Here is a 22,339-nt window from a genome sequence, read left to right as displayed (position 1 = left end):
GCAAGATCGTCGACTGGCAAACGCCAAATCGCTTCGGCAGCAACATGTGTCACGCATGGTGCTGCCCCCAGTTTTCGGGGCACCGGGTGGCGGCCGCGGGCTCGCGGACGCCGTGCGACAGGTGGTAAAGATGGCTATGTTGTGGGCGCTGTTCGCTCACAAAGCGCCGTCTGCACTTCCTCGCCCGGCAGGGACCCGAGGACCGGCCGAATCTCGAATTTCACTGGTAGAGGATGTCGTTCGTGCTCAACACTTTCGTCGAAACACTGTTCGCCCAGGTCGACAATCGGCCCACCGAGTTGGTGTACCGCTTCCTGGACAGTGGTGATGTCGACGGGGTCGTGCGTGAGCTGTCCTACGCCGATCTGGGGGTCCGGGTCCGGGCCGTCGCCGCCGCACTTCAGGATTCGACGCCGCAGCGAGCGCTGCTGCTGTACCCTGCGGGTCCCGAGTTCGCCGAGGCGTTCCTGGGCTGCCTGGCGGCGGGCGTGGTCGCCGTGCCCGCGCCGCTGCCCGAATGGGACAACCGCTCGCTGCGCCGGCTGCGGCGGATGGTCACGCACGCCGAGGTCGAGGTGGTGCTGGCGCCGCGGCGGATCGTCGCCGATTCGGCCGCACTCGGCGCCGAGATTCCCGAGCTGACGGCCCTGCCGTGGCTGGCCACCGACGAGATCACCGACGAGCAGGGATCGCGGTGGCGGGAGCCGGATCTCGGCCCGGATTCGGTCGCGTTCATCCAGTACACCTCCGGCTCCACCAGCGCGCCGCGCGGTGTGCTGCTCACCCACGAGAACCTGCTGCACAATCAGGCGGCCATTGCCGACGGACTCGGGCACGACCGCGCGTTCGCCGACTCCTGGGACGGCGCGCTATTCGCCAGCTGGTTGCCGATGTACCACGACATGGGGCTCATCGCGCCACTGCTGCACACCGTCTACCTCGGCGCGAACTCCGTGCTCATGTCGCCGCTGCACTTCCTGCAGCGTCCCGAACGCTGGTTGCAGGCGATCTCGACCTACCGCGCCCACACCAGCGGCGGCCCCAACTTCGCCTACGAGCTGTGCGCGCGCAAGATCACCCCGGAGCAGCTCGACCGGCTCGATCTGAGCCGGTGGCGGGTGGCGTTCAATGGTTCCGAACCGGTGCGGGCCGCGACGGTGCGCAAGTTCGCCGATACCTTCGCCCGGGCCGGATTCCGGGCCAAATCCCAGCAGCCGGTGTACGGCCTGGCCGAGGCCACCCTCATCGTGAGCGCGTCCGCCGCCACCGAGACGCCGGTCATTCGCGAGCTCGCCGGGCACGACTCGCGCCGGGAGCTGGTCGGCGTGGGCCGGGCGGTCGAGGGCATCTCCATCGCGATCGTGGATCCCGAGACCGGGATCGAGCGCGCCGACGGCGTCGAAGGCGAAATCTGGGTCGCGGGAAAGAGCGTGGCGGCCGGGTACTTCCGGGACGAACAGGCCAGCGACGAGGTGTTCGGCGCGACGCTGCCCGGTGTGGATGGCCGCTTCCTGCGCACGGGCGACCTCGGAATCCGAGCCGATGGCGAGCTTTTCGTGACCGGCAGGCGGAAGGACCTGCTGATCGTCGACGGCCGCAATCACTATCCGCAGGACATCGAGGCCACCGTCGAGGCCGCGCACGGCGGCATCCGGCCGGGCTGTGTCGCCGCCTTCTCCGTCGAACTCGGATCCGCCGGTGAGCAGCCGGTCGTGGTGGCCGAGGTGCGCGGCGAGGATCCGGGCGAACTGGCCGAGATCGAGGCCGCCGTGCGCGGTGCGGTCTCGACCGAGCACGGGCTCACCCTGGCCACGGTGCTGCTCATCCGGCCGGGCACGATCTTCAAGACCAGTAGCGGGAAGATCCAGCGGTCGGCCTGCCGGGCGGCGTATCTGTCCGGCGAGCTGCTGGCGCTCACCGCCGGTCCGCTCCGTTCGCCCGAGGACGAGCTGTTCGACTACGAACCGGAGACGGCGGCAGCGGAATTCACCGCGGCGGCCCCGGCGGATCCGGCCACGCCGTCCGCGGAGGCGATCCGGTCCTGGCTGGTGCTCGAGATCGCGCGGCAGGCGGCGCTGGATCCCGAGCGCATCGACGTGAACCTGCCGCTGGTCGAATTCGGTTTGGGCTCGCACGATCTGGTGGAGCTGGTCATCGAGCTGTCGGATTTCGTCGGCAGCTACGTCGACACCAATATGTTCTTCGACCACCCGACCATTGCCGGGGTGGCGGCGGCGCTCGCACCCGCCGCGCCCATCGAACCGGGTGCGGCCGAGCCGGTCACCGCGAGCGCGGCCGACGACAGCGTGGACGCGCTCGACGAGGCCGCCGATGACGATGCGATCGCGATCCTGTCGATGTCCTGCCGTTTTCCGGGCGCCGCGGATTCCCCCGAGGCCCTGTGGCGGCTACTGGACGGCAAGGGCGACGCGCTCAGCGAGGTGCCCGCCGGCCGCTGGGACATCGACGGCCTGTACGACCCGGATACCACCGCGACCGGTAAGGCGTACACCTTCCGCGGCGGATACGTGGACGGCATCGATCGTTTCGACGCCGCCTTCTTCGGCATCGGGCCGCGCGAGGCCGCGGTCATGGATCCGCAGCAGCGCATGATGCTGCAGCTGGCCTGGGAGGCGATCGAACGGTCGGGGCGCGATCCCCGCACGCTGCACGGCAGTGCGACCGGTGTGTATCTGGGTGTGTACGGCACCGGCTATCTGGCCGATCCGGCGCCGGAACAGCTGAACGGTCAAGTCGGCACCGGGCTTTCGCCGAGCGTGGCCTCCGGCCGCATCTCCTACACGCTGGGATTGCACGGCCCGGCGGTCACCCTGGACACCGCCTGCTCCTCCTCCATTGTCGCCATGCATTCGGCCATGGCCGCGCTGCGGGCGGGCGAATGCGACCTCGCCCTAGCGGGCGGGGCCACGCTGCTCATGTCCCCGATCGCGCATATCGAGCTGTGCAAGCTGGGCGTGCTCTCGCCCACGGGCCGGTGCGCGCCGTTCTCGGCCGAGGCCGATGGAACGGTGTGGGCCGAGGGTGCGGGCCTGGTGCTGCTCAAGCGGCTCGGTGACGCGCGCCGGGACGGGGATCGGGTGCTCGCGGTCATTCGCGGGTCGGCGGTCAATCAGGACGGCCGCAGCCAGGGGCTGAGCGCACCCAATGGCGCTGCCCAGGAACAGGTGCTGCGTTCCGCGCTGCGGGTCTCCGGACTGACGCCGCACGATATCGACTATGTCGAGGCGCACGGCACCGGGACCGCGCTCGGCGATCCGATCGAGGCGCGCGCGCTGGCTCGGGTCTTCGGGCCGGATCGCGATCCGGCGCGGCCGCTCGGCATCGGATCACTGAAATCCAATGTGGGGCACACCCAGGCGGCCGCCGGCGTGGGCAGCGTCATCAAACTGGTTCTCGCCCTGCGCCATGGGCGCATTCCGGCCACATTGAACGCGAGTACGCCGTCGCCGCAGGTCGATTGGCAGCGCAGCGGGATGACGGTGGCGGCCGAATCGGTGCCGTGGGAGCGGGGCGCGCGTCCGCGGCGGGCGGGTGTGAGCGCGTTCGGGCTCAGCGGCACGAACGCGCACCTGATCCTGGAGGAGGCGCCGCTCGAGCTCGCGACCACACCGGAGACTGCTGTCGACGGCGGTGGTGTTGCGCTGCTGCCCATTTCGGCGCGCAGTGCCGCCTCGCTGCACGGTCAGGCGGAGCGGCTGCTCGATCTGGTGCTCGCCGATCCGGGACTGGAACCCGGGCCGGTGGCGCGCGCACTGGCGTTCCAGCGCACCCAATTCGAGCGGCGCGCGGTCGTGGTGGCCGCCGATCGGGACGAGATGGTTTCCGCGCTGCGCGATCTGGTGGACGGCACGCCGTCGCCGAATGTGGTGGCCGGCGCGGGCGCGGTGCTCACCAATGCCAAGACGGCCTTCGTCTTCCCGGGCCAGGGCACGCAGTGGGTCGGCATGGCGCGCGACATGTTCGCCGCCTCCGAGGAGTTCCGGGCCGAATTCCAGCAGTGCGACAAGGCTTTCGGTGCGCTGACCGGTTGGTCGCTGGTGGATCGGCTCGACGGCATGACCGCCGCGGACCTGCTCGATTTCCCCGTGGTGCAGCCGCTGTTGTTCGCCACCATGGCCGCCCTCGCGGCCACCTGGCGTGCGGCGGGGGTCACGCCGGACGCGGTGATCGGCCACAGTCAGGGCGAGATCGCCGCCGCCTACTGTGCGGGCGCGATCGAATTGAGCGATGCCGCCCGGATCGTGGTGACCCGCAGCCGGTTGATGCAGACCATTCCCGAATCCGGGGCCATGGCGATCGTGGGACTGTCCGAGGCCGAGATCGCACGGCGGTTGGCGGACTTCGAGGGCCGGGTATCGGTTGCGGCGGTCAATATCCCACGGTCGACCGTGGTCGCCGGTGAGCAGGCCGCGGTGGAGGAACTGCTGGCAGATCTGGACCGCGCGGGCGTGTACACGCGCCTCGCCGCCACCGGTCGTGGTTATGCCGGGCACTGCCGGCTGATCGAATTCATCCGCGAGCCATTGCTGGCCGAGCTCGCCGATCTGACCGCTAATCCGCCTGCCACACAGTGGTATTCAACGGTGACCGGCGAGCTCGTGACGGATGCGCCGATCGAACCCGGCTACTGGTACAGCAATGCGCGCGAGACCGTCCGCTTCGCGCCCACCGTGGAACGGATGATCGCCGACGGTTTCCGGTACTTCGTCGAAATGGGCGTGCACCCGTCGCTGACCACGGCGGTCACGACGGTGTCGGAAGGACTCGCGCGCGAGGTGGTAGCCGTCGGCTCTCTGGTCCGCGACGAGGACGGCCCGGTCTGCCTGGCCCGCGCGCAGGCGGCCCTCTACGTCGCCGGTCACGAACTCGACTGGACCAGCCTGGTTCCCGAGTCGGCCCCGGTGGACCTGCCCACCTACGCGTTCGATGAACGCCGCTTCTGGACCGAGCGGATCAACCGCGACACCACGGCCCTCGGCCTCGACGATGTCGACCACCCGATCCTGGGCGCGATTGTGCCGCAGCCGGATTCGGGTGGCGTCACCCTGACCGGCCGGATCTCACGCCGTTCGCAGCCGTGGGTAGCTGATCATGCCGGACCGAACGCAGTCCTACTGCCCGGAGCCGCGCTGGCCGAAATGGCCATACGCGCCGGTGACGAGGTGAACAGCACCGTCCTGCACGAGCTCGTCCTGCGTGAACCGCTGCTCGTCCCGGAACGTGGAGTGGTACAGATTCAGACGGCGGTAGGCGGCGCCGATGCCGAGGGCAGACGGACGGTACGCATCCACGCCTGCGAGGAGAACGAGCCAGACGCCCAGTGGACGCTGCACGCCGAGGGCGTGCTGACCGAAGACTCCGAACTCGCTCCCCCACAGCCTGTTTCGGACACTTGGCCACCGACGGACGCCGCACCCATCGACGTGGACGCCCTCTACGCCGGGCTGTTCGCTCGCGGCCACCAGTACGGTCCGGCATTCCGCGCCATGCGAGCGGCCTGGCGGCGCGGGGACGAGATCTTCGCCGAGGTCGAACTCCCCCAATCCGCACACGGCGATGCCGCGCGGTTCGGCATCCACCCGGCCCTGCTGGACGCCACCCTGCACGCCACCACCCTGTTCGCCGAGGATGGCGAACACGCGCTGCTCCCGTTCGTGTGGTCCGACGTGGCGCTGTGGGCTTCCGGCGCCACCGCCCTGCGCGTACGGCTCACCAGGTCCGGCTCCGATACGGTCACCATGTCGGCCACCGATCACACCGGACGACAGGTGGTTTCGGTCGGTTCGCTGCTGTCGCGCCCCGTCGCCGCCGCGCAATGGGATGGCGCCGCGCTCGCGCCCGCGTACCGCCGCCTGTTCCGGATGGAGTGGTCACGGCTCGCGCTCCCCACGCCGGATCGAGCGCTCACGCTGCGCGCATGGGATTCCGCCGGCGCGGCGACGGCCGACGCTCTCATTCTCACCGTACCGCAGGGTGATTCACCAGCGGAAGTGCACACCATCGCCCAGCACATCCTGACCACGCTGCAAAAGATCCTCGGCGACAGCCGATTCGACACGACGAAGCTGATCGTCGAAACGCGCCGCGCGATATCGGTCACCGGTGATGTCGCCGCTGACCGTGACGCCGCCGCCGCACCGGGGACGGCCGCCTTCACCAGGGCCGCCGACGCCGTGTCCGGACCGGAGGTTCCGGATCCGGCAGGGGCGGTCGTGTGGGGGCTCGTGCGCTCGGCGCAGTCGGAGAATCCCGGGCGGATCGTCTTGATCGACACGGCCGAGGAGGGCGTGGACTTCGGTGCGCTGCTCGCCACCGGGGAGCAGCAGGTGGCTGTGCGCGGTGGGGTGGCGTTCGCACCGCGGTTGGCTCGGCTGGCCGAAGGTGCGGGACGGGTTGTGGAGGGGCGGGTGTCGTTGGGGGACGGCGCGATGCTCATTACCGGTGCGCCGGGGCGGCTCGGGTCGGCGCTGGCGCGTCATCTGGCCGATGCGTACGGGGTGCGGGATCTGGTGTTGGTGAGTCGGCGGGGGATCGACGGGCCGGGGGGCCGGGAGTTGCGGGCGGATCTGGAGGATCGTGGGGTGCGGGTGCGGTTCGCGGCCTGCGATATCACCGATCGGGAGGCGCTCGCGGGGTTGCTCGACGGGTTGACGCTGGCGGGGGTGGTGCATGCGGCGACAGTGCTCGACGACAGTACGCTGGGGGCGCTGACGGGCGAGCAGCTCGAGCGGGTGCTGCGGCCGAAAGTTGATGCGGCACAGTATTTGCACGAGTTGACGGCGGATCGGGGGCTGTCGCATTTCGTGCTGTTCTCGGCGGCGGGCGGGTTGTTCGGCACGCCGGGGCAGGCCAATTACGCGGCGGCCAATGCCTATCTCGATGCGCTGGCGTTGTATCGCCGATCTGTGGGGTTGCCCGCGCAGTCGCTGGCGTGGGGTGCGTGGGAGGTCGATATGCACGACCACTACGGGCAGGCCGATATTCGGCGCATCGAGCGCGCGGGGATTCGCACGTTCTCGGTGCCGCAGGGCATGGCGTGCTTCGATGCGGCGCTCGCGCAGGGTGATCCGATGCTGGTGCCGCTGCTGCTCGACACCGAGGTGCTGCGGCGTTCGCCCAGCGTGCCGCCGCTGCTGCGCGGGCTGGTGCGGCGGGCGGCGCGGCGGGCCGTGGCCGGTGCCGCGACGGTCGACGCGGCGGCGGAATCGCGGTTCGCCGAACAACTTCGGGCCGTGCCACGGACCGAGGCGGTCGCGCTGGCGATGGTCGCGGTGACCGAGTGGACCGGGCAGGTGCTCGGTCACTCCGGCACCGGGACGCTCTCGGCGGAGGAGACATTCCAGAGTCTGGGCCTGGACTCCCTGATGGCGATCGAGCTGCGCAACAAGGTGCGCGAGCACACCGGGATATCGGTGCCGCTGGGCACCATCCTCGCCGAGCAGAACCTCGGCGATCTCGCCGGCTATCTGGTCGGAGAGGTGTTGCGGCAGCAGGAATCCAGCGGATCCGACATCGCGTCGGTCGAGGTTCCCGAGGTCGAGGTGCTGCCGGTGACCCGGGACATGATGCGCCTGCTGCGGACCGAGCAGCTCGGCATCCCCAGCGCCGCGCAGACCGGCGGCGTCGCCGTGCGGCTGCCCGCACGGGTCACCCGCCCACAGCTGGAACAGGCGCTCATGCGGCTGGCACGGCGACATGCCGCACTGCGCACCACGATTCGGGTCGGTGCGGAGCACGGCAGGCAGCTGGAGATTCGGCGCGAGCCGGGCGATCTCGCCGCGTGGCGCGATCTCGCTCACCTCGATGACGCGATCGTGCAGGAGCATTTCCGGAATCTCATGGCGCTGCCGTTCGATCCGGAGACGGGGCCGCTGTGGCGCTTCGAGCTGTTGAATTGCGAATCCGCCGGCCAGGTACTGCTTTTCGGCGCGCACCACGGTATGAGCGATGTGCAGTCGATGCTGCTCGTCGCCGGTGAGCTCGCCGCCGACCTGTCCGGCGCGCCGCTCGGTGACACGGTGACCAACCGCGATATGCATCAACTTCTCGCCGCGCAGCCGAACAGCCGTGACCGCGACGATGCGGCGGTCAGCGAGTGGCGCGAGGCCTTCTCCGGAGCCCGCAGGCTCGAGCTGACCTTGGCGAGTCCGCGTCCGGCGCAGCGCACGTACGGTGCGGGAGCGGTCGCGCTCGATATGCCCGACGGCCTGCACGACCGCGTCGCCGACCGGGCTCGCGACCTCGGGCTCACTCCCGCCGCGGTATTCCTCGGCGCGCTGACCGTGCTGCTGGCCCGCCGGCAGCAGGTCGACCGTTTCGCGGTGGCGGTGCCGGTCGACACCCGCATGCACGCCGACGCGACCGATGCCGTGGGGTATTTCGGTGTGCCCGTGCCGTTCCCGGCCGTCGTCACGCCGGGCGACCTCGTCGCCGATGTGCTGCGGCGCACCGGTGACCGGCTGCGGAATCTGCTCGCGCCGGGTGCGGGCTTCGCCGAGGTGCTCACCGCGCTGGCTGGCGCGGGCCTGCACCGCGACAACGCGCCCCTGGTCGAGGTGTATTTCAACTACCTGCGCGCCAACTCCGCGGTGGCCGCGGCCGAAATCGTCCCGGTGAGCACCGGATACTCCGATCTCGACCTCATGGTGGCGGTGCTCCCCGATACCGGGCAGGTGTGGTTCACCTACAACAGCGACATCATCGACGCCGGTACCTGCGCCGAATTCGGCGCGGAATATCTGGCGACGGTCGCGGCTGCGGTCGCCGAGCCAGGAGTCACAGCCCGGCCCGAAATGGCTGGACAGCAATCCATTCCGACCGAGGCCGTCGCGCAGAGTCCTGTTTCGGGCGTTCGTGCGGCCCTGGGCGCGACGTTCGCGGTGGGCAGACTGCCGGAATTGGTGGCGGCCGCATCCTCGGACGCCGAGGCGATCACCGTAGCGGAAGCGCCCTACCACCATGTGCTCGCCGCCTTGCGTGACCCGTCGGGCGTTTTCGCGAGCTCGTCGACAACGCTGTGCATCGTGCTGCTGCGAGCGGCGGACCTGGAACGGTTCGGCGCTGTCTCCGACGATCTGCTCGGTGAGCTGGCCGACGAATACCCCGCTGCCATACGCGATCTGGCCGAACGCACGCGCAAGCCGGTCATCGTCGGCATCCTCCCGGCAGCGGACGCGGCGGAGCGGTTGCTCGCTTGGGAGCGACTGGTCGCCGACCGTCTGCGCGAAGTTCCCGGTGTCGCAGTGCTGGATTCCGGCGAATGGACCCGCCACCACGCGGTGGACAACCCGTTCGACGAACGAACCGAAGTCCTGGCGCACCTGCCGTTCTCACCCGAGTTCCAGGCGGCCGTGGCGCTGACCCTCGTCGATACCGTCCACGCCGTCACCGAACCCGCGCCGAAGGTGATCGCCGTGGACGGCGACGACACCCTGTGGAGCGGCACCGCAGGCGAGATCGGTTCCGACGCCGTCACGTTCGATGCACCGCGCCTGGCCCTGGCCAAGCGGCTGACACAGTGGCGCGCGGCGGGCACCCTGCTGGTGCTGGTGACCAACAATGACGCCGATATTGTCGACGCCATTCTCGAGCGACCCGAAAGCCCGCTACGGCGAGCCGATTTCGCCGCCGTCTCCACCGGCTGGGGCGGCAAGCCCGACCGCCTGGAGGAGGTCGCGCACTCATTGCGACTGGGCCTCGACAGCTTCTGCTACCTCGACGACAATCCGGTCGAAGTGGCACGCATGCGCGCCCAGCTCCCCGAGGTGCTGTCGGTGACCTGCCCGCCCGCAGACGAACTGAAACCCTTCCTCACCCGCCTCTGGCCCCTCACGCCGGTCGCGGCGACCGCTGAAGACCGCGCCCGAGCCGACTTCTACCAACAGGAACAACAGCGCGACCTCGCCCGCGCCACAGACGAATTCACCGAGTTCCTCGACCACCTGAACCTCGAGGTGGACATCGAACCCCTGACCGACGCCACCCTCGACCGGGCCGCCCAACTAGTGCGCCGAACCAACCAGTTCACTCTCGCCCACGTCACCGTCGACGACCTCGACCACTGGCGATCCGACGGCGAAGTGTGGACCGCCACCGCCCGCGACCGCTTCGGCGACTACGGCCTGATCTCCGTCCTCGCCCTGCGCCCCGACACCGACACCCTGTGGATCCAAGGCTGGCAACTCAGCTGCCGCGCCCTCGGCCGCGGCATCGAGGAACGCCTCCTCGCCCACGTGGCAGACCGCGCCGAAGCCCTCGGCTGCTCGACAGTCCACGTCGCGATCCACCGCACCGCCCGCAACGAACCCGCCCGGCAATTGTTCACCCGGCTGCTCGGCGGCCCCTCCGGCGAACAGCGGCTCGACGTGTCGGTGACACCGGAACGCCTACGAGCCTTCCGCTCTTGGGCGACGCGAACCACCGACGAGGAGACGGCCCGGTGACAGACTTCGAAACGCTGCCCCCGGCCCGCACCACCGCTATCGACCGCCACGACCACAGTGCCGAGAAGCGGCTGCTGACAAGGGCGGCGGATCGAACCGACACCCTCGACGGTGCGACGGTCCGGATATCCGTCGAACACAACGTCTGCGGCAAACCCGCTCGGAAACCGGCGGCGCGCCTGCATGGCAGCACCGGCGTGAGTCCGGCGCTGGACGTCTCGGTGACACCGGATCACCCGCGGCGGTTCCGCTCCTGGGAGACGCAGCCCGGCAGCAAGGAGGCCGCAGCATGACCGCCCAGGACGAGGGGCCACCGGTACGCAATCCGGCCGTCGATCGACGCGCACGCGGCGAGAATCTCGAACGAGGCACCGCCGCAATGGATATCGCCGCCCTGCTCGCGCGAACGAGCACCGCGCCGCGGACAGAAACACCCGCTGTGCGCGGCAGCGAGCCCCGACCCGCAGCGCGGCCGGATGGCACTCCGCTTCCGGAGTCACAGCGCTCCCACAGCCTCGGCGCTCCGGCTGAGTCGGCACCCGAGGCCGCCCACCCGCCGACCGCCGAGGCACTGTCGGCGCCATCCGGCGACGGCGAGCCGCGACCGGCTGAGGTTGAAGCGGGTTCCTCGCCGGGGATCGGCGAGCCGCCTGTCTCGAACTCCGAGGGATCGCGCGTCGCGGGCCCGTGGGACGTCGACGCGCTGGCCGCGGCGATCACCGCTGTGGCGAATCGGTTCAGCGCGCAGCCGCTCGACGCCGACACCGACTTCTTCGATGCGGGTGGGACGTCCATCGCGGCGGTGGAACTGCTGGCAGCGCTGGGGCGCGAGCTCGATATCCACCCGGATCTCGATACGGTGTTCTTCGATGCGCGGCCGCGCCGGTTGGCGCGTCGCTGGCTGGCCGACCACCCGGAGGCCGAGCCTGCGCACTCCTCGGGTGGCGCGGGGCACCCTGCCCGGGATTCCGGCGATACGTTCCCGGCCGGAATCGATCACCTCGCTGGAGATCCCGGCCAAGAGCATGCCGGGATGACGGGGAGGTCTCATGCCGGGATGACGGGCGGGACTCATGCCGCGATGACGGGCGGGACTCATGCCGCGATGACGGGCGGGACTCATGCCGCGATGACGGGCGGGACTCGTGCCGGGATCTCAGGTGGGGCTTCCGTACGCGCGCTGAGTGCTGGGTCGTTTGCCGACACCGACGACATCGCGCAGATCTTTGCCGATCTCGCGGAGGCGGATCGGTTGCCGGTGGTGGGTGCGCCGGAGCGGGTTGCGCCGGGGCGGATTCTGCTGACCGGAGCTACCGGGTTTCTGGGGAGTCATTTGCTGCTGGATCTGTTGCGGCACAGTGGGGCTCATGTGGTGTGCCTGGTGCGGGCGGAGGACGATGAGGCGGCCGCCCGGCGGTTGGAGGCGGCTGTGCGGGGGTATGGGCAGCCGTGGTCGCGGGAGGTGTTGCGGCGGGTGACGCCGTTGGCGGGGGATCTGCGGCTGCCGCGGCTCGGGTTGACCGATGCGCGGTGGAAAGGGCTTGCCGCGGAGATCGATTCGATTGTGAACGCGGGAGCGGCGGTGGACTTCCTGCGGGGGTATCCGTCGCTGCGGAAGACCAATGTGGCTGGGCCGCTTACGCTCGCGGAGCTGGCGTGCACCGGGCGGCCCAAACCGGTGCACCACATCTCGTCGCTGGCGGTTTTCAATGGGTCGGAGGCCGCGGAACTGGGTGAGGACGAGCCGACTGCGAATGTCGCGGCGCTGCCCATCGGGTACGACCGGTCGAAGTGGGCGGCGGAGGCGGCGCTGCGGCGGGCTGCCGAGCACGGGGTTGTGGTGACGATTCTGCGGGCCGGCGGGATCGGCAGCCATCCGGAGACGGGCGCGCACAATCCCCGGGATCTCAATGCGGGTATTACGGCGGCGCTCATGCGATTTCGCACCGTGCCGGGGTTCCGGTATCTCAATGCCGCGCCGGTCGACTGGGTCAGCCGGGTGGCGGCGGAAATCATCGCAACACCGGATGCGTGGGGGCACACCTACCATCTCACGGGGGCTCCGACCTCGCTCGAGCAGATCGTCGCCGAAACCACGCTGGGCGGGTTGGGAATTCGGGTACAGCCCTGGGAACAGTGGTGTACGGACGTGGTCCGGGCGATCAAGGAGGGACCGGTCCCGGAGCTGGAATCGCTGGCGCAGGTCTTGCAGAGCCCGGTGGCGCGGCGACAACTGGCTGCCATGGTGGTCGCGCCGCCTGCGACCTCCGCGCGCACGGATGCGTTCGTGGCCGCGCGGGGGCTGCCCGCGCCCACCGCGTCCGGGGTGGCGGCGCGCGGGAAGATGCTCGCGACCCTGGCGGGCGCGGGGCCCCGAGCGAGCGCGGACCCCTATCTGCGGTTCTACGAAACGCTCAGCGGCACAGTGGGTCCGGTCGGCGAAGCCGCCGATATCCGGTGCGATCTGCGGCTGACGCTGTCCGTGGCGAGCAGCGCCCAGGTGTTCAGCGCGCGCACGCTCGATGTCAGCGGGGAGCTCGTGTGCGCGAGCCTGCACGAGGAGCCGCTCACGGTCGAGGGCACGGCGGTGGTGCGACCGCACGACGGGATACCGCTACGGCACGAGCTGCGGCATCCGATCATGCATTACCGGCTCACACTGCGGGATTCGTCCGGCGGCTGCTGGTGGCTGGAGGGCTACAAATTCGCGGCGGCGCAGCGGCGGGTGGTGCGCCAGCTGGGCACCCAGGTGATCGAGATCGGGCGCGCCGGAGAGGCGGCGGCGTATCGCGGCGAGGTCGCCGTGCCGATGCACACCTATCTGCCCGATCAGATCGACGGCATCGAGATCGATCCACGATTGCCGGAGCGGCAGCGAAGGCTGGCGAAGCTGTTGTGGCTCAGCTGGTTCGGCGGTCAGCTGGGCAAGAGCCTGCTGGAGCCGATGCTGCGGGTGGGCACCGATCTGCTGGATCTGCGCAGGGCCATGCGGAAGGAGCACCGCCGGTGACGGATATGCGATCGCATGGCACGGAACTCAGTGCCGCGGAGGTGATCTCCTTCCGCACCGCGGACGGTGTGGAGCTGCGGCTGCGGCGGGTCGGCCCCGACGGCGCACCCGCGGTGCTGCTGGTGCACGGGCACGGTGTCTCTTCGGAGATGTTCGCGCTGCCCGAGATTCGCAATGTGACCGATGTACTGGCGGATGCGGGCTACCAGTCCTGGCTGCTCGACTGGCGGGGCAGTTCCCGCCTGCCCCACAACACCTCCGGGCGGCCCTACACCTTCGACGATGTCGCCCTCTACGATCTGCCGGCTGCGGTCGCGCAGATCCGGAAGCGCATCGGCGACCGGCCGCTGTTCGCGGTGGCGCACTGCATCGGCGCGCTGGCACTGTCGCTGGGCCTGACCGGCGGGCTGCTGCCCGGCCTGGCGGGCGTGGTCGCGCAGGGCGTCTTTCTCACCCCGAAGGTCAGCACGTCGGCCCGGATGCGGGTGCTGGTGGGCAGTGAGCTCATGGGCTCACGCGTCACCCATCTCGAATCCGACTTCCGCAGGGTCGGGCTCTGGTCCAAGCGCACGCTGCTCTACGCCGCGCTCTCGCGCAAGGGCGACTGCCCGGATCCGACCTGCCGCATGGTCCATCACGGCTGGGGCATGGGCGCCGAACTGTTCGAGCACGACCACCTCGATGCGCGCACCCACGACCGGCTGGCCGAATTGTTCGGCGCCATACCGCTGTCGGTGCTGCCGCATCTGCGGCAGATGGAGCTGGCGCACGCCGTGCTGCGCTGGAATGTGGACGACGAACGCTATCGGGCGCTGCCGGAGAACGCCCTGGACGCGGCCGACCGGATCGACTGCCCGGTGCTGCTGCTGTCCGGCAGCCGCAACCGGGCCTGGCTGGATTCCAACAAGCTGTGCCACGAGGTGCTGTCGGCCCGCAATCCGGGCCTGGACGTCCGCTACACCGAGATTCCGTCCTACGGCCACCTCGACACCTTCATCGGCCGCGGCGCGGCGCTGGACGTGTTCGGCTACATCGTCGATTTCCTCGACGAGCTGTCAGCTCGGCACGCGTAGCGGCAGGCCGGCGGAGTGGTAGACGGCATCGATGACAGTCATGGTTTCCACGGCATCGCCCGGTCCGGTGGCCACCGGCTCGCCGCGCAGCACCGCGGCGGCGAAGGCGTCGAGTTGATAGTCGTAGGAGGGGCGGTTCCCGAACCGGCGCAACCGCTTTCCCTGGTCCGTGCGCACCCGCAGCGCGTGGCCCAGATGCGGCAGCACCGGATTGATCAGCCGCATCCGGCCGCGCTCACCGATGACGGTGGCGCCCACGCGCAGCACGTCCGAGGACCAGATCGAGCAGCGGACGGACCCGGTGTGCCCCGACGGGAACCGCAGTTCGGCGGTGATGGCGCGATCGATCCGCGGGTCGCGCAGCTTCGCCTGCGCCGTAACCACTTCCGGATTCTCCCCACCCAGCACGCGGGCCATGTGCACGGCGTAGCAGCCCGCGTCCATCAACGCGCCGCCCGCGAGGTCGTAGTCGTAGCGGATATCGGAGAACTTGGGCAGCGGGAAGCTGAACGCGGCCTCCACCCGCAGCAGCTTCCCCAACTCACCGGAGGCGATGATCTTCTCGGCCGCGGCGATCATCGGGTGGTAGCGGTAGTGGAACGCCTCCATCACCACCCGATCGGAATCGCTTGCCAGCGCCGCGATCTCCCGCGCCTCCGCGGCATTCGCGGTGAACGGCTTCTCGCACAGCACATGCTTGCCGGCCGCCAGTGCGGCGCGCGTCCAGCGCCCGTGCAGGCCATTGGGCAGCGGGATGTAGACCGCGTCGATATCGGGCGCGTCGACGAGCGCCTGGTAATCGTCGTAAACCCGGTCGATGCCGTGCTTGCTCGCGAACTGCCCGGCCCGCACCCGATCCCGGGCCGCGACGGCCGTGACGGTCACCTCCGGATTGCGCCGGGCCGGTTGAATCACGGCCGCGGGCGCGATGCGGGCGGCGCCGAGAATCCCGATCCGAACCCCGGGGCGCATGTCTTCGGTCACCAGGCGACACTAACAAGATTACGAACGGAGTCGAGAGTATGCGCATCGCATTGTTGACGGCGGGAACCCGGGGCGACCATCAGCCGTATCTCGCCCTGGCCGATGAATTGCGTTCGCGCGGACACCATGTGGAGATGACCGCCACCAAGAACTACGCCGAGGTGGTGCGACGCTCGGGCTTCGAACCGCACGTCATCCCGTTCAACTCCGCGGAACTGCTGGAATCCCCCGCCGCCAAACGCGGTCTGTCCTCGGGCAATCCGCTGCCGTTCCTGCAGATCATGCTGGACACGGTGAAGATCATGGCGGGCGAGCGTGGTGATCAGATGCACGAGGTGCTCAGCGGCGCTTGCGAATCGGCCGATGTGATCGTCTCGTGCGCCTCGACCCTGCCGTGGGCCATGGAGCGCCGGGAGAAGACGGGACAGACCGTGATCGGCGGGCTGCCCTACCCGCTCGAGCGCACCGCGGAATTCCCGTCCTCGTTCATGGTCAAGCACATGATCTCGTCGCGGCGCCTGCGGCTGGCCAGCTATACGGCCTTCGAACTCGCCTACGGCGTGGCGTACCGCAAGATGGACCGGCGCGTGCGCGAGATGATGGGCCTGCCCGGCAAGCCGCGCAACCCCTTCCGCCGCATTCGCGAGGACGGAATTCCACTGGTGCACATGGTGAGTCCGGTGCTGCTGCCCAAGCCCGCCGACTGGCCGGAGCGCGCGACGGTGGTCGGCGCGCCGATCCTGCCGCGGCACATGCGCGGCGCTTGGGGCGAGGCCGAGGTCGATCCGGCTCTGGACGCCTGGCTCGGCGAGGGCGAGCCGCCGATCTACTTCTGCCTGACCGGCATGCCGATTCTCGACCCCGCCGGTTCCTGCGATCTGATCGCGGACGTGTGCCGCAGGCTGGGCGCTCGCGCGCTGGTGACCGTGAAGGGCGAGGGCTACCCCCGGGGCATCGGTTACGACCGCCGCCTGTTCGTGCTGGACTCCTTCGACTACGACCGCGTCCTGCCGCGCTGCAGCGCGGTGGTCCATCACGGCGGAAGCGGCAACTCCCACGATGTGCTGCGGGCGGGCCTGCCCGCGGTGGTGATCGGTGTGCACAGCGACCAGTTCTTCTACGGCTGGCGCATGTCCGCGCTCGGCATCGGCGCGGATTTCCCGTACCCGTCGCTCACCGCGGATCGGCTGTACGACGCCCTGGTCCGGACGCTCACCCCCGAAGCGCGCAGCCGCGCCGCGGAACTCGGGCGCCGGGTGGCCGCCGAGAACGGCATCGGCGCCACGGCGGACGCGGTGGAGAAGCTCGCCGTCGCGGCCTCGGCATGAGCATGGCCGATTCCCTGCACGTCGCCGTCTTCACCGATTTCCACCCGGCCACCCTGGGCGGCGTGCAGACCGCCATGCGGTCGCTGTGCGACAGTCTGCGCGGCCGCGGCCATCGCGTGACCGTATTCTGTCCCGCCGCACCGGAATCCGCGGCGACCGATCCGGATATCGTCGAGCTGCGGTCGGTCCCGGCGCTCACCATGTCCAGCGGCGGGCCGGTGGTGCTGCCGACCCGGGCCAACCGGCGGCTCATCGCCTCCGCATTCGCCGAGCGCGGCCCGATCGACCTCGTGCACACCCTGACAACCTACGGCTGTGGGATCGCGGGCATCCGCGCCGCCCGCGAGCACGCCATCCCGGTCGTTCAGACCATGCAGAGCCGCGATGACACTGTCATCGAAAAGTACTCGCCCGCACCGTATCTGGCCGCCGTGACCATGCGCCTGCTGCACGGCTGGTTCGTGCCGCTGCGCCACCGGCCGGTCTCCACCGGTGACAGCCGGACCGCCCGGCTGGCGTGGCGGCCGCTGATCGCGCAGGCGCAGGCCACCGACCGGGTCGTCGTCCCCACCCAGCATTTCGCGCGGCGACTGGCCGCCCGCGGCGTGGACCGCCCGATTCACGTGGTGTCCAATGGAATCGACGACGAGCTGCTCGACCGCATCCACGCCTCGGCCGCTCCGGACGCGAACCCGGACGCCCCGCTGCGCGCCCTGTGGTGCGGGCGGCTGTCGGCCGAGAAACGCCCGCTCGAAGCGATCGAGGTGGTGCGCCTGGTCGCGGATTGCACCCTCGACCTCTACGGCAGCGGTCCGCTCACCGAGCAGGTCGGTTCCGCCACCGCCGACGCCGCCCTGAACGGCCGTGTCCGCCTGCACGGCGAGGTCGCCCAGTCCGAATGCCTCGCCGCCATGCGCGATCACGATGTCCTGCTGCTCACCTCCGACTGCGACACCCAGGGCATGGTGCTGCTGGAGGCCGTGGCCATGGGCCTGCCGATCGTGTACTGCGATCCCGAACTCGCCGAAACGGTCCCCGAGGCGGGCGGAGCACTCGTGCCCGACCCGTCCGTGGAGACCCTGGCCGACGAGCTGAAATCCCTGGCGCACGACCGAACCCGCCTGCAGGCCATGCGCGAGGCCCTCGCCCCGCACGCCGACGAACCCCGCCAGTCCCGGCACCTCGCCGGAATCCTGGCGGTGTACGCCGCCGCGCTCGCGGATCAGTCCGAGGCGCGCTCGGATCGCGACCGATAGGCGACGCGACAGGGGCGCGCGGGCCACCGGGACTTGTTTCCGATATCGGGTTTCGGGTCTCCGGTGGTGAGTTCCAGCTCGTAGTGCCGCAACAGGTGCGCGAGGATGATCGTCATCTCGAGTTTCGCGAATCGCGTGCCCAGGCATTTGTGGACGCCACCGCCGAAACCCATGAGTTTCGCGCGTTCCTGTTTGGCGTCCGGGCCGAGATAACGGTCCGGGTTGAAAACGCCCGGATCGGCATGCTCGTCGGGCAGCAGGTGATTCACCAGGGGCGAAGTGAATACCTGGGTGCCCGAGCGGAGGGTGTAGCCGTCGATCTCGACCTCGGCGACGGCCTTTCGCATGAGCACCGGCGCGATCGGATACATCCGCTCGGATTCGTGAATACAGGCGTCGATGAACCGCAACCGCTTGACCGCCTCCAGATCCAGGGGCCCGTCCCCGAGTTCGTCGGCCTCGGCGCGAGCGCGGGCGAGCATCTCCGGATGCCGCAGCAATTCGACCACGGCCCACGACAAATGCCCCGTCGTGGATTCATGCCCCGCCCACAGCAGCAGTAACACCAGATTGACCAGCACCGCGTCGGGAACCGCCGAGCCATCGGAATAGGCGGCGGTGGACAGGGTTTGCAGGAAGTCGGCCTCGTCGAGCGGCCGGGTGCGGCGGCGCGCCAGCATCGCGGTGAGATCCGCCTTCAGGCCGGCCCCGGCGCGGGCTCCGAAAACCCGGCCCACCGTGGGCACGAATCGCGGCGCGAAGGTCATCTGCTTGGAGAACCAGCGGAATCTGCCGAACACGTCGCCGCGCATTTCGGCGGTGAACCGATCTCCGAGAAAGGCCTGTGCCGCGATATTCATGACCAGCACGCCGAGTTCCTCCGCGAGTTCGAATTCACCCCGCGCACCGAGCCGCTCGCGGAACGCCCGCGCCTGCGCGTCCATGACCGCCGCATAGATCTCGTGCTGCCGCCCGGTGAAACGCGGCAGGATGATGTTCTTCTGCTCGCGATACTCCGCCGGGCCCGCGAGACTGAAGAAGTCGGGCGCGAACATGGTGCGGAAGAACGGATACGCAGCCTCCGTGGAGAGATTCTCATCGTGAAAGAACCGCTGGCAGTTCGCGCTGCCGAGCACCACGACCGCGTCGGAGTTTCCGGGCACCTTGATCCGGAAAACCAGCCCGCGTTCGGTATATCCGCGCCGCACCAGCCCTTCGGGATAGGCGGCCAGCTCCCGGATATGACCGAGCAATGGCAGCCCGCCCGACAGCATCGGCGGGCGGCCGGCATCGGACATGGATGTTTTCATGCTTCCCCCTGGAAGATTCGAGCGTTTCCCCACCCCGGAGATCCGGATTCATGATTACACGCACGGCATGCCACCGGTCACGTTCGCCGGATTCGTGTGGCCCGCCGCCCGGCGGATCAGCCGGAACCGAGCTGTCATCGGAAATTTCCCGGCAAACAAACAGCCGTTCACAAGGGCATTCGGGCGCCTCGAGTACCGTTGCTTATGGAGTTGTCACGGCGCCAGTTGTTGCGATTCGGTGCGGCCGGATCGGCCGCGGTGCTGGTCGGCGCCTCGGCAGCCGGCAGTATCAGATTTCCCGCACCGCGATGCCCGGGGGACGATCCGTTCACGCTGGGCGTGGCCTCGGGTGATCCGACGCCGGACGGCGTGGTGCTGTGGACCAGGCTCGCACCGGATCCGCTCGCGCCGGACGGGCACGGCGGTATGACGAACGCGCCGGTCACCGTCGACTATGAAGTAGCGCACGACGAGGGCTTCAGCCGGATCGTGGCGCGCGGCAGCGCGGTCGCCACCCGGGAACTGGGGCACAGCGTGCATCCGGAGATCAACGGCCTGGATCCGGATCGCTGGTACTTCTACCGATTCCGGGCGGGCTCGGCCATCTCGCCGATCGGGCGCACCCGCACCGCGCCCCCGGCCGCGCAGGCCGTCGCGCGCATGCGGTTCGCCTTCGCGTCCTGTCAGTCGTGGAGTTCCGGCTATTTCACCGCCTACGAGCACATGAGCCGCGAAGACCTCGATCTGGTGGTGCATCTGGGCGACTACATCTACGAGCGTTCCTGGCGGCAGGGCCGGCAGGGGTTGAACGTGCCGGATCTGCCCGGTGAGGCCGTGGATCTGCGCGGCTACCGGTTGCGCTACGCGCAGGCGAAATCCGATGCGCCGCTGCGGGCCGCGCATGCCGCCTTCCCGTGGCTGGTGACCATGGACGATCACGAGGTCGACAACAACTGGGCCGGGGACAAGGGCGGCATCGGCATCGATATCTACCGGGTGCCCGCATTGTTCCGGCGGCGGCGGGCGGCGGCCTTCCAGGCCATGTACGAGCATCAGCCGCTGCGGCTGGCGCAAATGCCGTCGGGGCCGAATATGTTGCTGCACCGGCGGTATCGGTTCGGCGATCTGGCCGAGATCACCATGCTCGACACCCGGCAGTACCGCACCCGGCAGGCGTGCGGGGACGGCAGCCTGACCTCCGACTGCGATGCCCGCTTCGACGGGGATCGCACGCTGCTGGGCGCGCGGCAGCGGCAGTGGTTGCTCGACGGGTTCGCCGACTCGCCCGCGCGCTGGCAGATCCTGGGAAATCAGGTGGCCATGGCGCGCTCGGACTACGACCCGGGCGAGCAGGTGCTGCTGGGCACCGACGCCTGGGACGGCTATGTCGCCGACCGCAATGCCATTCTGGGCTCGGCCGCCGAACGCGGGGTGCGCAATCTCGTCGTCCTCACCGGCGACCGCCATCACAACTACGCCGCCGATCTGCGGCGCGACTTCGACGATCTGCGCTCACCGGTGGTGGGCGTGGAATTCACCGGCACCTCCATCACCAGTGGCGGCGACGGCGCGGATATGAACGAGACCGGGCGCAATCTGCTCGCGGCCAATCCGGATATGAAGTTCTTCAACGCCCAGCGCGGCTATGTGCGGGTCGAGGTGGATCACGGGGTGCTGCACAGCGATTTCCGCGTCCTGCCCTTCGTGCACCGGCCCGGCGCGCCGATCGTCACCCGCGCCGGTTATGTGGTGCAGGACGGCGTGCCCGGGGTCACCGAGGCCTGGCGGCCCGATTATCCGGCCGAGACGCCGCCTGTTTCCGATACGGTGGCGGCGCCTTCGGGCGACACCCCGCGCTGAAGGACCGCGATCGCGCTCGATCCGGCGGGCAGGGTCACGTGAATTCGCGCGCCCGCCACGCAGTTCGAGGGCCTGTCGCTCGTGCTGCCGAGCCACACCGTGTTTGCGCTCATCGCGCGCCTCCCATCCAGGGTTCAGAAATGCCGGTCATACGGATTATCGATAGCGGAGAGGTAACCGAGACCAACGTTACTCCCAAAATCGGTGTGCGATATGCCACCGTGTCCAATTCGACACGCAAGCGCCACGCCGGGCGGAGAACATATTGTGGCGCAACAACACTCGATATGCGTTCTGCGCATTGGCCTCGACGGCCGGTTACGCGATAACTTATACGCGTGATGAGGGATTCCGCACCTACAACGGCAGGAGCATGGCGAGCGGCCGACGGCACGGCGGTGCCGTTCCGCGAGGCAACGGTGGCATGGGCCCTGGCGGCACATGCCGAACTGGCCGAAACAGCCACCGGGTACGGACATTTCGTCACCGTCAACGAACTGGCCGAGCGGGTGCAGGAATCCTCCGGCGTGCACACCCAGGCGCCGACGCGCACCTGGATGGACGCCATTCTGCGCAAGGTCGCGCGCCGCTGTCACAGCGCGGGTGAGCCGCCGCTGACCGCGCTGTGCGTTCGCCAGAACCACACCATTGGCGACGCCTACAAGTACGTGCTCGAACTCGCCGGGCTCCCCATCCCCGACGATCTGGAACTGCACGCCGCCTACGCGCGCTGGCAGTGCTACCAGCATTACGGCGCGGCCGTGCCCGCCGACGGCGGCATTCCGCCGCTCACCCCCAAGGTCGCCGCCAAGCGCCGGGGCACCATGAACGCCGCGGCGCCCGAACCCAAGCCGGAGCCCGAGCGCGCACCGGTGTGCGCCGACTGCTTCACCCAGCTCCCAGCCAACGGCATCTGCTTTTATTGCGCCTAATTTGTGGGGGACACCCCCACGGCCCCCGGCGGGGACACCCCGCACCCCGCAGGGGCTAGCCCCCGCACCCCCGCAAGGGGCTCCGCCCCTTGACCCCGATCACTGTTGGTGACCTTGGGGGGG

The 22,339-nt window shown here is 69.5% G+C and carries 10 protein-coding genes; 8 read left to right on the top strand and 2 right to left on the bottom strand.

Annotated elements, in window-relative coordinates:
- Positions 1 to 242: 242 nt before the first annotated feature.
- Genes ACFVIV_RS19780 through ACFVIV_RS19765 form a run of 4 tightly spaced genes read left to right on the top strand, consistent with a single transcriptional unit; the run spans position 243 to position 14,546 of the window.
- Positions 243 to 10,463, top strand: coding sequence for an HAD-IIIC family phosphatase (locus ACFVIV_RS19780; protein WP_379198263.1), 10,221 nt, complete (start codon positions 243 to 245; stop codon positions 10,461 to 10,463).
- On the top strand, positions 10,460 to 10,756 hold the full coding sequence (locus ACFVIV_RS19775) for a hypothetical protein (RefSeq protein ID WP_379198261.1): 297 nt from the start codon (positions 10,460 to 10,462) through the stop codon (positions 10,754 to 10,756). Before ACFVIV_RS19780 ends, ACFVIV_RS19775 begins: the two co-directional genes overlap by 4 nt.
- Positions 10,753 to 13,473: a thioester reductase domain-containing protein gene (locus tag ACFVIV_RS19770; RefSeq protein ID WP_379198259.1), complete on the top strand. Its 2,721-nt coding sequence runs from the start codon at positions 10,753 to 10,755 to the stop codon at positions 13,471 to 13,473. Before ACFVIV_RS19775 ends, ACFVIV_RS19770 begins: the two co-directional genes overlap by 4 nt.
- Before the next feature lie 5 nt (positions 13,474 to 13,478).
- Positions 13,479 to 14,546: an alpha/beta hydrolase gene (locus ACFVIV_RS19765; protein ID WP_379198509.1), complete on the top strand. Its 1,068-nt coding sequence runs from the start codon at positions 13,479 to 13,481 to the stop codon at positions 14,544 to 14,546.
- Here ACFVIV_RS19765 and ACFVIV_RS19760 read toward each other — a convergent pair.
- Positions 14,529 to 15,518, bottom strand: coding sequence for a Gfo/Idh/MocA family protein (locus ACFVIV_RS19760; RefSeq protein WP_379198507.1), 990 nt, complete (start codon positions 15,516 to 15,518; stop codon positions 14,529 to 14,531). The genes ACFVIV_RS19765 and ACFVIV_RS19760 overlap by 18 nt on opposite strands.
- Positions 15,519 to 15,568: 50 nt before the next feature.
- On the opposite strand from ACFVIV_RS19760, the gene ACFVIV_RS19755 reads away from it, so the two are divergent.
- Together ACFVIV_RS19755 and ACFVIV_RS19750 are read left to right on the top strand one after the other, a co-directional pair.
- Positions 15,569 to 16,858, top strand: a complete 1,290-nt coding sequence (locus ACFVIV_RS19755) for a glycosyltransferase (RefSeq protein ID WP_379198256.1) — start codon at positions 15,569 to 15,571, stop codon at positions 16,856 to 16,858.
- Positions 16,855 to 18,114 (top strand): glycosyltransferase, encoded by a 1,260-nt coding sequence (locus tag ACFVIV_RS19750; protein WP_379198254.1) that lies wholly within the window; start codon positions 16,855 to 16,857, stop codon positions 18,112 to 18,114. The genes ACFVIV_RS19755 and ACFVIV_RS19750 overlap by 4 nt, the downstream gene beginning before the upstream one ends.
- On the opposite strand, the gene ACFVIV_RS19745 is transcribed toward ACFVIV_RS19750, so the two are convergent.
- Positions 18,081 to 19,424: a cytochrome P450 gene (locus ACFVIV_RS19745; protein WP_379198252.1), complete on the bottom strand. Its 1,344-nt coding sequence runs from the start codon at positions 19,422 to 19,424 to the stop codon at positions 18,081 to 18,083. The genes ACFVIV_RS19750 and ACFVIV_RS19745 overlap by 34 nt on opposite strands.
- 204 nt (positions 19,425 to 19,628) lie before the next feature.
- Here ACFVIV_RS19745 and ACFVIV_RS19740 point away from each other — a divergent pair, with 204 nt between their 5' ends.
- Together ACFVIV_RS19740 and ACFVIV_RS19735 are read left to right on the top strand one after the other, a co-directional pair.
- Positions 19,629 to 21,284, top strand: a complete 1,656-nt coding sequence (locus tag ACFVIV_RS19740; protein ID WP_379198250.1) for an alkaline phosphatase D family protein — start codon at positions 19,629 to 19,631, stop codon at positions 21,282 to 21,284.
- Positions 21,285 to 21,625: 341 nt separating this feature from the next.
- Positions 21,626 to 22,216, top strand: a complete 591-nt coding sequence (locus ACFVIV_RS19735) for a hypothetical protein (RefSeq protein ID WP_379198505.1) — start codon at positions 21,626 to 21,628, stop codon at positions 22,214 to 22,216.
- Positions 22,217 to 22,339 lie beyond the last annotated feature (123 nt).

This window comes from Nocardia sp. NPDC127526, assembly GCF_042672265.1.
GTDB lineage: Bacteria > Actinomycetota > Actinomycetes > Mycobacteriales > Mycobacteriaceae > Nocardia.
This window is presented reverse-complemented; position numbering and strand designations above follow the sequence as displayed.